This is a genomic window from Chitinophaga sp. YR627 (assembly GCF_900114995.1).
Taxonomy (GTDB): Bacteria; Bacteroidota; Bacteroidia; order Chitinophagales; family Chitinophagaceae; genus Chitinophaga.
The window spans coordinates 985,786-999,492 of record NZ_FOUX01000003.1 but is presented as its reverse complement, the minus strand read 5'-3'; the positions used below and the strand labels follow the sequence as shown (position 1 = coordinate 999,492).

The window sequence follows — 13,707 nt, the reverse complement described above, 5'->3', positions numbered from 1 at the left end:
GTATATGATAGACCAAGCGGTTGCAGGTAAAATATTGGTGGTGGACGATGAAATCGACATTCTGGAAATTATCAGCTATAATCTGAAGTCAGCAGGATATGATACCATTACAGCAAAGGATGGCAGTGAGGCTGTACAGAAAGCGAAAGTATTCCGCCCCGACCTTATCATGCTTGATATCATGATGCCAAACAAAAACGGTATCGATACCTGTCGGGAGATAAGAAAGCTTCCTGAGTTTAAAGATACAATGGTGCTGTTCCTGACAGCCCTGAATGATGAAAAATCAGAAATTGATGGTCTGAATATGGGTGCGGATGACTACATCGCAAAACCTATCAAACCAAAATTGCTGGTAAGCCGTATCAACGCGCTTTTCCGCCGTCTGCACAAACCTGAAGATACACAGGTACAGTTGGGTGATCTGATCATCGACCGCGAAAAATTCACCGTAACATACAAGGGTCAGGAAATCATCCTGGCAAAGAAAGAATTCGAACTGCTGCAGTTACTGGCCTCAAAACCCGGTCGTGTATTCCTCCGCAATGAGATCCTCAATCAGGTATGGGGTACAGAAGTGATCGTAGGCGACCGTACTATCGATGTGCATATCCGTAAAATACGCCAGAAAATAGGTATCGACCTTATCACCACTGTTAAGGGAGTTGGTTACAAATTCGAAATGTAAGCCACCACTCAGATCTCTACCATTTAACCACCATTATTCGTAACGGCGATACGCAACGGGTATTGCGTATCCAGTCTTGTGTGTTATGTCAAGTGAAAAATTTGGTTTAATTTCCCGCTATTATAGCAATTACTCACTTTGGAGTATGTTTAAAGCCAAAAATCTTTCTCCGCAAAAACTGGCAGGTTTTACTGCCCTTATACTTTCAGTGATCATTACGCTGGGGACTGTGCTAATCAGCGCTCCGTGGAAAATCATCCTGATAGCATTTTTACTGACGTTCCTCGTCTCTTATTACCTGTATCTGTATACGTTACAGAACTTCATTTACAGGAAAATAAAACTCATTTACAAATTCATTTACCAGACCAAAGCATCCAAAAGGGAAGAATTCTTCAACAAGAATATCCTGCCCCTGAAAACGATCGAAGAGGTAAGTGAAGATGTAGAGAAATGGGCCAGCCAGAAAAAAGAGGAACTTGACAACCTTCGCCGTAACGAGGAATTCCGTAAAGAATTTCTGCTCAACCTGAGTCACGAGCTGAAGACGCCGATCTTCGCCGTACAGGGGTATATCCACACCCTGCTGGATGGCGCGCTGGAAGATCCGAATGTAAATAAGCTGTTCCTCAAGAACGCTACTAAAAATATCGACAGACTTTGCCGTCTGATTGACGACCTGGACGAAATATCCAAACTGGAAAGTGGTGAAATGACCATTAACGCGGAGAACTTCGTTATCCAGGACCTGATCAAGGACGTATTCGATACCCTGTCTCTCAAAGCCAACACCAAAGGCATCAAATTCAACGTGAAGAAAGGCTGTGAAGCACCCATACACGTACTGGCCGATAAGGAAAAGGTAAGACAGGTACTGATCAACCTCGTAGACAACTCCATCAAATACGGCCGTACTGATGGCCATACCGTCGCCAGCATCTATGTAATGGATGACAAACGTGTGCTGATGGAAATATCAGATGATGGTATTGGTATTGCGGAAGAACACCTCCCACGTGTATTTGAACGCTTCTACCGTACCGACAGAGCCCGTAGCCGTGATATCGGAGGTACAGGTCTTGGCCTGGCCATCGTGAAACATATCATTGAAGCGCACGGCCAGACCATCAACATCCGCAGTAAACCTGAAATAGGTTCTACTTTCGGCTTCACACTGGAATCAGGAGAATAAGCTTTAGAAACGGTATTGCAGTCTGCAGGTAAACACATTATCCGGCAGGTCGTCTGTATATTCCTCCAGTGATGTCCCTTCATTCTTCACAATGTCATAATACAACATCACCTTCATGTTAGGGTTGAAATAATGTACATATCCCAGTCCAAGGGTATTGTAACGGATATCCGCAGCTGACATCCCACTACCGGTGGCACCGATCTCTTTTCCTTTTGCCTGCTTGTTAGGATCATACCAATCGTATTTTATCACTATCAGATCTCTCGGATTACCAAGGTTTTGCATATAATACAGGTAAGCACCATCAAACTTACGGATATACAATGGTGAGTTTATACCTCCACTGGCTGGAATAGTTCCCGGCGTCTCTGAAGTAGCAGCGGTTGCCGTCTGTGTACCACGCAGGTATTCCAGGCGGAACTCCGTAGCACCCTTTCCCTTGCCGTTCGGGATACGTAGTTGCAGATCAGCTCCATAGTAATGTCTTGGAGCGATCTTACCCATGTTGCTTGCTGTTGAGTCAACGTAGTACGCCGGCTTGCCGGATTGCATACCGGTTTTGTAAATATTCCTGGTAAACTGCTCCATCCCGCCATACAACATGGAAACCGCACCTGATAAACGCCAGTTACGGCTGTTCAGTTTTATTGGCTTAACGGCCCAGCGGGTAATGATGTCCTTATGGCTGTCAAAGTCGCTGGTCGCCGTGAGACCCTGTCCGTTGAACAGACCAACATCTATCTTCATAAACTTCAGGGGATGGTTAGGTCGACGGGGTTCAAAACTCACCATGGCACCTATATCACGCTCCGTACGCATCAGGATCTGCGACATACGACCACGTTCGGGGGTCTCACGATCGCCTGACGACAGGTTCACTTCATAACTGATCGGACGGGCAAACATACCCGCCGTCAGGGAAAAGACGTCCCATTTATTCTCGAAAATACGGCCAAAGAAGTCACGGATAAATACCCCTCTTTCTGTACCGTCAAACTGGAAGGCAAATTGCACCACAGGCATATGATCGTCATCATAACGGGCATAATCCAGGCGGAAACGCCCACGGCGTAAGGAAAACCTGTTATCTACCTCATCGGGAAAATTCCCTGCGGCATAGCTATTGATCCCCTTATGTGTGGCATACTGAAACTGTGGCTGGATATAGCCACTAAAACGCACAGCGTCATACTTCTGATAAAGTGAGAACATGCCTTTACCCACGCTGGTGGTCGTATCGATCATGTCCATCAGAAACTGGCCCCGGGCAATCCCGGAGCATAACAAAGGCAAGCAAATGATTGCCATATGTTTTAGTCGCATTCAGGAAAATTTGCGCAAAGCAACGGAAAAAGAATCTCATAACAAAAACTTAACAAACCAAAAAGCTCTTCAGTTGTATGATTCTTCCAAATAAAAAGGGCTATCCGCCTTTAGCGGATAGCCCTTCTATCTCTTTGCGCCCAGGGGCGTTATCTTTAGAACTGCAGATAAATAGGCATCATGGTCTCGGATGACTTCACCTGGATCAATATCCAGAAGAAGAGCACCATAATCGCCACATTTGCTATCACAGGCACCTTTGACAGTGACTCTTCCGTAAAGATCTCTGTGCGTTTAGGCAGGAAGTGCAGGACAAAGCCCAGCAACATCACCCAGAATACCGCGGTATAACCATTATAGAGCTCCAGCCACACTTCAGGCTGAAAATCAAACGCTACCTGGTGTAACAGGTTCCAGGCATCCTGGAAAGTGCTTGCTTTGAAAAATACCCAGCAGAAGCAGACAAAATGGAAAGTAACAATGATACCACCTACTTTCAGCACATTTCCCAACCAACCAGTAGCACCACCACCGCGTTTCTTCAACCAGTCCAGGCGTACCTTGTCTATCGCCAGTGCGCCACCGTGCATGGCTCCCCAGAAGATAAAATTCCAGTTTGCACCGTGCCAGAAGCCCCCGATCAGCATAGTTAATCCCAGGTTGACGTACTGACGAACCTTCCCTTTACGGTTACCTCCCAGCGGGATGTACAGATAGTCTCTCAGCCACGAAGACAGGGAGATATGCCAGCGGCGCCAGAACTCTGTAATATTGGAACTCTGGTAAGGAGAATCAAAGTTTGGCGGGATCTTAAAGCCGGTCCAGCGGGCAATACCAATAGCAATATCAGAATACCCTGAAAAGTCACAATAGATGATCAGGGCATAACCATAAACACCTAACAGACATTCCAGACCGGTATGCCTGGACGGATCATCGAAAATATATTGCACAAAGTTCTGATAGATAAAGTCGGAGATCACCATTTTCTTGAACAGACCAGCTATGATCAGGTACATGCCCTTTCCGATATCTTCTGAATTCAGCTCATATGGTTTCGAGATCTGCGGAATAAAGTCATGCGCCCTTACGATCGGTCCCATCATCAGTTTAGGGAAGAATGACAGGAAGAAGAGATAATCCATGAAATTGTCAACCGGCTTGAACTCCTTTCTGTATACGTCCACCGTATAACTGAGGTTCTCAAATGTATAGAAGGAAATACCGATCGGCAGCATCAGTTTCAGGAGTGGAATATCCCCGTTAGATACCTGGTTGATGATACCAATAAAGAAGTCGGTGTATTTGAAATAAAATAACAGGCCGAGGTTCAGCACGATACTCAGTATCAGCAGGCCCTTTCGCCGGCGGTCGTCTTCCGACTGGTAGATCCACCGCGACAGATTAAAGTCTACGATTGCCGAAAGGATCACAAGGCCTACAAACATGCCGCAGGCTTTGTAAAAGAAATAAAGTGAAAAGAGGGTAAATACAGCAACTCTTCCCTCTTTACTCCTGGCTACCGCAAGGTAACAGAGTAAAAAAGCGAAAAAGTAATACAGGAAAAAAGCGCTGTTTAATAGTAACGGATCATCTTTATGGTAGAGTAGGATATCCAGCAGCTTATTTACATCGATCATTCAGCGATATTTTTATGAGTCTTTTCTACTTTTAAATATTTGTCGTAGCTGTTCCGCAATGCCTCGTACAGCAATTTACCCTGCAACTGATATCCTCGGGCGTTAAAGTGGATATGATCGCCAGACCAACCTCCTGCAAAGGCTTTTACCATCATTTTATTGACAGCATTAAAATTCCAGCAGGCCAGTCCGTTTTCCCGGCAATAGCTCATCATTTGCTGTGTAACAACTGCTATATAAGGGTTCGGGTAATATGCGATACGGTAATACGTCTTATATTTTTTCCCCACTTTCTTCCGGAATGCCTTTTTACTCACCCGCTTACACTCAGGAGGGGTCGTCATCACGATACAGGCATTCGGCTGATACTTCCGGATCATTTTCACGGCGTCATCCATCTGTGTACGGAATGCCTGTGCGTTCAATGCACCATAGGCTTCGTTGGTACCGAGGGAAATAACAACCAGTTGCGGCTGCATCACCTCCATTTCGGAAATGAGGGTGTTATTATTATCGTTGTAATGCTGAAACATGGCCCCGTTAATCCCTACGGCGCTATACAGCACGCCATTATGGCCATTCTGGAGCAAGGCGCCATAAAAGCGGAAAGGCTGTGTATTCTGACGATCCCACCTTACCTGGAAGGATTGTACCGCATCGGGAAAGGTAACAGAAGCCTTTCTCAGGGTGGTACCGGCGCCTTCAAACGGCGTAGCCGATATATCTACACCTGCACCAGGTATCGTAACCGGCGCATCGTTTGCACCCGCATCATAGAACAGTTCTGCCTGACGGATATTGTTATCCATTTTTTCATCGTCTTCCCGGCCATTGTAGGCCAGTGCCGGCGCTTCATTTCTGGAAGTGAGCACAATAGCGCCCGGTCCCAGTATATCGGTAGACTTATTCCTGTCAATGATCCTGTCTACATCCCACTTGCCGGTACTGTTCCAGCGGTAGTCTGAAGGACCATTTGTATTGGCCAGATTATAGGGGAATACCCATCCCCGGCCTGCGCTTCCAAAATCCTGTTGCAGGAAAAAAGCAGTCGTAAAAGGAAAGAAGCCTGCCTGTATATGGGAATCTCCCAGGTGAAGAACAGATACAACGTTGCTATCAGCATGATGCAGTGCCTTGAAGAAACGGTAAAGCGCCGTATCCTGGGCAATAGTATTGCTCTGCCCCGCAACAACGCTGCTGATGGTAGTCAACACTCCTGTAAATAGACTGATAATTCCTTTCTTACTGGCGTTCCAGCTGCTTATATTCATCCATCATCGCTTTATACAGCAGCGCCCCTACTCTGGCCGCTCCCTGTCGGTTAAAATGCGTGTAGTCCTTATTAGCCAGCACCGTGTCGCCTTCTACCCAACGGATCATGGAGTTGTGTCCACCCATTGCAGCATACAGGTTCCAGTAGGCAGCGCCGTGTCCCTTCGCCAGCTCATGCTGTACTTTGAGCAACGCAGTCACACCTGGTGCAGTTACATAATTTCCACTTTTCTTGTATGATTTATCGGCTGTACTTATTACGAGGAAAGAAGCATTTGGCAGGTCATTACGCAGTGAATCCAGCACCTTTTTCATTGGATTGCCGTACCAGGAATAATCGGTCAGCTCTGGTTTCCACAATACGTTAGCCCCATAGTGCAGGACGATCAGATCATAAGGATGTTCTGACTGCATCTGCTGTAACAGTTTACCGGACAGTTTACCCAACTCAATACCGCTGATACCGCGGAAAGAGTAGTTGTCCACATAAACACCGGTATCTCCTTCAAAGCAAACGCCATACAATGGCGCAGCACTACCGCCGGCCCATTTGATGGTCACCTGTTTTGAATTAGCAGAATCCACATGCAGGGACAGTCTGTTCACTGCCTGATGACCGGATAATGCATATGCTTTATTATTTACGGAAATATTACCGGAAGAGGAAGGTCCATACAGCACGCTCACCTGTTCAAATTTGCTCAGACCGCGTTTCTTCACAGACTGATATTTGATCCAGCTGCCTTCTCCGGGCATAAAAGTGTGTCCGGAAATACCCAGTGGCAGAGCTGCTGGTGGCAATTGTTTATAGCTGTAATCTTTCCAGTCTTTAGAGAAAGTATGCGTGATCGTTGTTCTGAAACCGGCTACGACTGAAGTGACCGGCACGAAGCCAACGCCTTGTCCGCCAAACAGTCTTTGCAGACTATCTCTCAGGTCTTCTGTGATCAGGTCTCCCTCGATCATGGAATCACCAAAGTAAGCGATACGTACCTTCTTTCTTTTTTTAGCTTTCAGGTCATCCAGGGCCACGAGGAAATGCTCAAGGCCTGCCGTAACAGCGCTATCACTTCCAACTGGTGGGTGATAGTTCAGGATGCCCGTATAGGTAGCAAAGTTATGCAGGTGATCGGGATCAGGAATAGCAGCTGCGGCTGCCATAGCAGTCGAATCTTCTGTTACAGTTACAGCCGTATCAGTAGTACCGGTAACGGGTACTGTAGCATAAGCGGTAGTATCAATATCTTCTGAAGGGGGTACAGGGGCATCCTTTCTAACGTCGGCCAACAGGTCCAGGGGACGGGTTGTAAAATCCAGGATAGAGAATTGGTTGTTGATAAGTGACAAAGCCACTAAACACACTAAAGTCCCCGCGGTAATGTAGAAAGGATAGGCAGATTTATTATTGCCGGACATAGCTGCTGAATCTGATTTGTTCGTATAAAAACTACAAACTATAAATTAACTCCCCGTGTATGCCATTTGCTCATCCAGTTTGTACAATTTATAGCGACTGATCATGCTTGTAACTCTTTTTACCCATTCATGTCCTGCGGACGAATATCCTGCATGGTTCATGTGTTTGAGCCAGAGTTTGTATTCAGTGTTTCCTTTCAGTGAAGAGAACCACTTCTTTTTCTTCACCATATTCGCAAAGTAATCAAACGATGCCTCTGCGCTGGCGAACTCTTTGTATCTGGAGCGGTAGGCCACTCCTTTCTGTTTGTGAAGGGTGTTACGTCCGACAATCCCAAAATGGTTGTGCAGGTATTTTGCATTCTTACTGGTCCCCATCCCCGACTCAAGCATAGCCACTCCCATTATCACACTTGCCGGTATACCCGTTTCATTCATAATACGGACAGCTGTAGGCTTGTACTTCTTCACGTAGTTAGTTACCGAACGTTGTGAAAAAGCCGAATTGCCTATCAGCAAAAGTATACCCAGCATTGCACAAAACCATCCCCTGCTGAACATTTTCTTAGATGTCATGGCAGAATTGTTTTTTGTTTTGGCAATATAGTTGAAATATTTGTACAATATGACTATAACTTGTTAAAATTTAATAATCTGTTCTAAATTAAATTCCTGTCGTTTAGGGGCTACTCTTTAGTTAGCACCAATCCCCCTTAACACCGTTTTATCAGCATCAAGGGGGATTCAGTTCTTTGTGCCACCCACTTAGTCAAATTCCATGCCAGTCTATTTCACCAGGCTGATCTTAAGCTCATTCAGCTGAGCCTGATCAATCGCGCTAGGCGCGTCCAGCATCACGTCGCGGCCGGAATTATTCTTAGGGAATGCTATAAAGTCACGTATTGTTTCACTTCCACCCAGCAGCGAGCACAGGCGGTCAAAGCCGAAGGCGATACCTCCGTGTGGCGGTGCACCATATTCAAATGCTCCCAGCAGGAAGCCGAATTTATGGTTTGCTTCCTCAGGACTCATACCCAGCGCTGCAAACATTTTTTCCTGCAGATCACGCTGGAATATACGGATGGAGCCACCTCCCACTTCTGTACCGTTCAGCACGATATCATATGCATTTGCCTTGATGTCTGCATATTTGGACAGGTCATTCATCCATTCGATATGCTCCGGTTTAGGAGATGTAAATGGATGGTGACGGGCTACCCAGCGGTTTTCCTCTTCAGCATATTCAAACAGCGGGAAATCGATCACCCACAGTGGCTTAAATACATTCTTGTCTCTCAGTCCCAGACGTTCGCCCATTTCCAGACGTAATTCACTCATCGCCTTACGGGTGCGTTCTTCTTTGCCCGCCAGTACCAGGATCAGGTCACCTGGTTCTGCCTGGCATTTTGCTGCCCAGCCCTTCAGTTTCTCTTCATCAAAGAACTTATCTACAGAACTTTTTATTGTTCCATCTGCATTATATCTCGCATAAATCAGACCACTCATGCCGATCTGAGGCCGTTTTACCCACTCAGTCAGTTCATCCAGCTGTTTACGGGTATACTCAGCGCAACCTTTTGCACAGATCGCTACTACCAGTTCCGCATCGTCAAATACTTTGAAGTTAGCGCCCTTGGCAGTATCGTTCATGTTTACCAGCTTCATGTCAAAACGGATATCCGGCTTGTCATTACCATAGAACTCCATTGCATCATCCCATGTCATACGCGGGAAAGCACCCTCAAAGCTGATACCCTTGATCTCCATGAAGATGTGTTTCATCATGTTCTCAAAGTTGTTCAGGATATCTTCCTGGTCAACAAAGCTCATTTCACAGTCGATCTGTGTGAACTCCGGCTGACGGTCAGCACGTAAATCCTCGTCACGGAAACATTTTACGATCTGATAGTATCTGTCATAACCACTCACCATCAGCAGCTGCTTGAAGGTCTGCGGAGACTGTGGCAAAGCATAGAACTCATTAGGGTTCATACGGCTTGGTACCACGAAATCGCGTGCACCTTCTGGTGTAGACTTGATCAGGAAAGGGGTTTCAATATCCATGAAACCTCTGCTGTCCAGATAGTTACGCGCAGATCTGTTCACACGGTAACGCAGTTCAAGGTTCTGCTTTACGATGTTACGACGCAGGTCAAGATAACGGTATTTCATACGCAGCTCATCTCCTCCATCAGTATCATCCTGTACAGTGAAAGGAGGCGTTTTAGCCGCATTTAATATAGTAAACTCACTAATTGTGATCTCAATATCACCCGTAGGAATGTTTGGGTTTTTATTAGAACGCTCAGTTACAGTACCTTTTGCCTGTAAAACGAACTCACGGCCCAGCGGCTGTGCGTCCAGCTGATCATTGAAAGACTCTCCGAACAGCAGCTGCGTAATACCATAACGGTCGCGCAGATCGACAAATGTGATACTTCCGAATTTCCTGATTGTCTGAATCCAGCCAGACAACGATACCTGTGTGCCCTGATGCTCGAGTCGTAGTTCGCCGCAAGTGTGCGTTCTGTACATATAATTATATTATAAAGTTCAACTTTTTGTTTTCCGGGGGGTCGAGGCCCAAACGGTGGGCAAAGATACAGTTTGCCGCCAGCATTTCTAACCCTTATACCTGTTAAAAAAGCGTTTAATGTCTGTATCCGCCCGCAGCGGCTCTTTTTGAAGGATATGTGCTGCAAATTCCGCTGCCATAGCTGGCGCCAGGGATGAACCTTTGGTACCAAGGCCGTTAAATATACCCAAAACCGGCGATTCCGGATGTAATCCCATCATCGGACGGCGGTCTGTACCAGAGGGACGTACCGCTGCCACGTGATCCACTACTTCATAAGGCACCTTCAGTAACTGCTGTAGTCCTTTTTCCAGGTATTCCCGCTTATCAGCTGTAGGCGCTTCATCCGGGAAGTCCCAGGCAAACGTCGATCCCACCCAGTAGGTCTCTTCTTCCTGGGGTACCAGCGAAACACTTCTTTTGACAATATCGGGTGTGGAAAAACCAGGGACTTTTACATTCAGTACCTCGCCTTTGTTCAGCAGAAACGGGATGTAGTTAAACCAGGGATTATTGACAATAGCCGCCCCTTCGCAGAAGATCAGGTATCGGGCACTGATATCGCCATAGGTGACACCGGTGGCACTTACTTCCAGCCTGAAAAGCTCCATTCTTTCTTCCAGCAGACTGTTATGGGCTTTCAGATAATCACGCCAGGCGGGTAACAGTTTACTGAGGATGACCGTCCCTCCTTTCACAATCGCAGCACCAAAAGGCTGATCCAGCCATTGTTCGTAATGGGCGATCCGTTCTTCCGAAGGATCCTCCATATAGGACAATCCTGCCGTCCGCTCCATAAACGCCTGTTTCAGCTGTTCGGATGGCAGCACATTATAAATATCTCTTTCTTTGAAAACAGTAATACCCAGCAGGGCTTCCAGTTCGCGATAAACCTTTACCGCTACCGGATATATCGCATCATACTCCCAGGCTACTGTAAAACGACGGCCGGATACGGGGTTTACTACTCCAGCCGCTACGCGTGACGCACTATTGGGTTTATACTCATCCATGACCAGCACTGACTGTCCCGCCTGCATCAGCGTATAACTCAGTACAGTACCGGCAATGCCTTGTCCTATGATCAGAAAATCTACCTTCATTTGGGCTGCAAAATACAACCCTTTCCGGCTATTCCGCCCGGAGACTCTTCACAGGATTCATCAGTGCCGCCTTCACCGACTGGAAACTGATTGTCAGCAAAGAGATCGCCACAGCCGCCATCCCCGCCAGTAGGAACACCCACCACTGTATTGCAACGCGGTAGGCGTATTGCTGTAACCAGACCGACATTGCCCACCAGGCAAAAGGAAATGCCACCACACAGGAGATAAGTACCAGTTTCAGGAACTCTCCGGACAATAAGGTTGTGATCCCGGTAACGCTGGCGCCCAACACTTTTCTGATACCGATCTCTCTTGTTCTGCGCTCAGCAGTATAGGCTGCCAGGCCAAATAATCCAAGACAGGAAATGATCAGTGCCAGTATCGCAAATACGCGGGATAACCTGTTCACCAGCATTTCTGACTGGAACATGTTATTGAACTGGTCATCTACGAACGTATATTCAAACGGATAAGCCGGATTAGCAGTCGAAATGACCTTTCCGATAGCAGCAATGGCTTTTTCCGGCGTTACCGAAGCCTTCAGACGCAGGTACATTACATTGGCCGCCCCGGGCATATTGTAAAACAATACCGGATCGGAAGTCCCATACATGTTGCCATACACATAATCTTTCACCACACCTATCACCGTCAGAAACATAGATGGTGCATTATCCATTGGCATTTCTATCGTTTTGCCAACAGCGCTGCCCGTTCCCATTTTCTTTGCCAGAGAAGCAGTGATCACAACAGACAGTTTATCCGTACTGCCTTCATTAAAATCCTTTCCCTCTATCAGCTGCATGCCCATCGTATTAAAAAATCCCGGGCTGGCTTGTCTCGTTGATACAATCAGTTCACTGTTTTCAGGCTTTCCCTGCCAGGTAAGCGAACTGGTATTATTACCATCATACAATGTAGGATGATCTGACAGACCAACATTCTCCACTACACCCGTCCCTAACAATTCCTGTCTGACAGCAGTATAATTGTTCAGGATATTCCCCTTCAGATCTATACTGATCAGACGTTCTTTCTGAAAACCAATATCTCGACTTTTCACATGGTGTATCTGCTGATAGATCACAACTGTACAAATGGTTAAAATGATAGACACAGAGAACTGTAATACGACCAATCCCCTCCTGATAAAGCCGGCGCCGCCCACCTTCAGGTTCATTCCTTTTAATACACTTACCGGATTGAAAGATGAAAGATATAATGCCGGGTAACTGCCAGCGATCAATCCGCATAACAACGTCACTGCAAGCAACGCTATCAGATGCACAGGATTGTTAAGTCCGATATCAAGCGTCTTACCTACTAATGGACCAGCAAGGGGTAATACAAGCGCCAGCAGCAATACTGCCAACATACAACCGATGGCCGCCATCAGGATCGCCTCACCGATGAACTGCATGACAAGCCCTTTCTTATCGGCGCCCATCACCTTACGCACTCCTACTTCTCTTGCACGTTTTTCACTACGGGCCGTAGCAAGATTCATAAAATTAATACAGGCTATCAGCAGAATGATCCAGGCCAACAAGGAGAACATCCTGACATAGGTGATACGCCCGCCTGCGGGTTTACCATTTTCAAAATTGCCATGCAGCCGCCAGTCATTCATATTGAAGAGAAACAGACGGTTGCTGGCGCCATCCGATTTTCGTTGTATAAAGGAATAAAGTTGTTTATCGATTGCCGCAACGTCTGCATTCGGACCTAATTCAACGAACGTCAAAGGGGAGCTATTAGCCCATACTGACAAGGAGACTTTATTCTGCTGAAAAAAGAGATCAAATGATGCCACCCATTCAAGACGAAAGGAACTATTTTCCGGTTGATCTTTCATTACACCACTTACCAGAAATTCCTGTTTATTGTCCACTTTCACTCTCTTTCCTACAACATTCTTATCATCGCCAAAGATTTTCCTGGCCGCCTGTTGTGAAACAACAATGGAATAAGGTTCTTTAAAAGCAGTAGCCGGATTTCCCTCCGTAAAAGGAATAGTGAACATAGAAAAGAAAGCGGCATCTACATATCTGCCACTTGCATATACGGGTTTATCACCGGTATTAAAAAGGAAAGAGGGGGAGAAATCCGTCATCCGGCAACTGTTCACAATGCCCGGTATCTCTTCACGGATAGCCGGACCAGCCAATCCCGGTGTAGAGCCAAAGGTGCGGATGTCACCGGCATAATCGGCATTGGTCATTACCTCATACAGACTATCCTTTTTGAGATGCACATTGTCATAATTCAGCTCATCTTCTACCCAGAGGAAAATGACGCCGGCGCATGCAATACCAATAGCCAGTCCGAATATATTCAGGAAGCTGAAGGTTTTGTTTTTCCAGAGGCTGCGCAATGTGGCTTTCAGGTAACTTTTGAACATATGGCTCGTTTTTATATGACACCTGGCAGGAAAGGCCCCAAAAGAATGCCACGCAAATTATAACTGAATATCAATATATTAGAAACCATCT

Annotated in this window: 10 protein-coding genes; 2 read left to right on the top strand and 8 right to left on the bottom strand. The window is 46.4% G+C overall.

Translation table 11 applies throughout. The annotated features are described in order from the left end of the window. The first annotated feature begins 4 nt into the window (after positions 1-4). Both BMZ72_RS19620 and BMZ72_RS19615 read left to right on the top strand, forming a co-directional pair. Positions 5-688, top strand: a complete 684-nt coding sequence (locus BMZ72_RS19620) for a response regulator transcription factor (protein ID WP_012788898.1) — start codon at positions 5-7, stop codon at positions 686-688. 145 nt (positions 689-833) lie between these two features. After that, entirely contained in the window at positions 834-1,880 is a 1,047-nt protein-coding gene (locus BMZ72_RS19615) for a sensor histidine kinase (protein ID WP_177222849.1), read from the top strand. Positions 1,881-1,883: 3 nt separating this feature from the next. On the opposite strand, the gene BMZ72_RS19610 is transcribed toward BMZ72_RS19615, so the two are convergent. From BMZ72_RS19610 to BMZ72_RS19575, 8 genes are all read right to left on the bottom strand, one after another. Next, a complete protein-coding gene (locus BMZ72_RS19610; RefSeq protein WP_177222848.1) occupies positions 1,884-3,191 on the bottom strand; it encodes a porin in 1,308 nt (435 codons plus the stop codon). Between the two features lie 170 nt (positions 3,192-3,361). After that, entirely contained in the window at positions 3,362-4,846 is a 1,485-nt protein-coding gene (locus BMZ72_RS19605) for an MBOAT family O-acyltransferase (protein ID WP_089811323.1), read from the bottom strand. Further along, entirely contained in the window at positions 4,843-6,117 is a 1,275-nt protein-coding gene (locus BMZ72_RS19600) for a GDSL-type esterase/lipase family protein (protein WP_089811321.1), read from the bottom strand. Before BMZ72_RS19600 ends, BMZ72_RS19605 begins: the two co-directional genes overlap by 4 nt. Next, entirely contained in the window at positions 6,089-7,534 is a 1,446-nt protein-coding gene (locus tag BMZ72_RS19595) for an SGNH/GDSL hydrolase family protein (RefSeq protein WP_089811319.1), read from the bottom strand. Before BMZ72_RS19595 ends, BMZ72_RS19600 begins: the two co-directional genes overlap by 29 nt. 45 nt (positions 7,535-7,579) lie before the next feature. Next, positions 7,580-8,110, bottom strand: coding sequence for a glucosaminidase domain-containing protein (locus BMZ72_RS19590; protein WP_143087729.1), 531 nt, complete (start codon positions 8,108-8,110; stop codon positions 7,580-7,582). Positions 8,111-8,320: 210 nt separating this feature from the next. Then, positions 8,321-10,069, bottom strand: coding sequence for an aspartate--tRNA ligase (gene aspS, locus BMZ72_RS19585; RefSeq protein WP_089811317.1), 1,749 nt, complete (start codon positions 10,067-10,069; stop codon positions 8,321-8,323). Positions 10,070-10,156: 87 nt separating this feature from the next. Further along, positions 10,157-11,212 (bottom strand): NAD(P)/FAD-dependent oxidoreductase, encoded by a 1,056-nt coding sequence (locus tag BMZ72_RS19580; protein WP_089811315.1) that lies wholly within the window; start codon positions 11,210-11,212, stop codon positions 10,157-10,159. Positions 11,213-11,240: 28 nt separating this feature from the next. Further along, positions 11,241-13,616, bottom strand: coding sequence for an ABC transporter permease (locus BMZ72_RS19575; RefSeq protein WP_089811313.1), 2,376 nt, complete (start codon positions 13,614-13,616; stop codon positions 11,241-11,243). Positions 13,617-13,707: the final 91 nt, after the last annotated feature.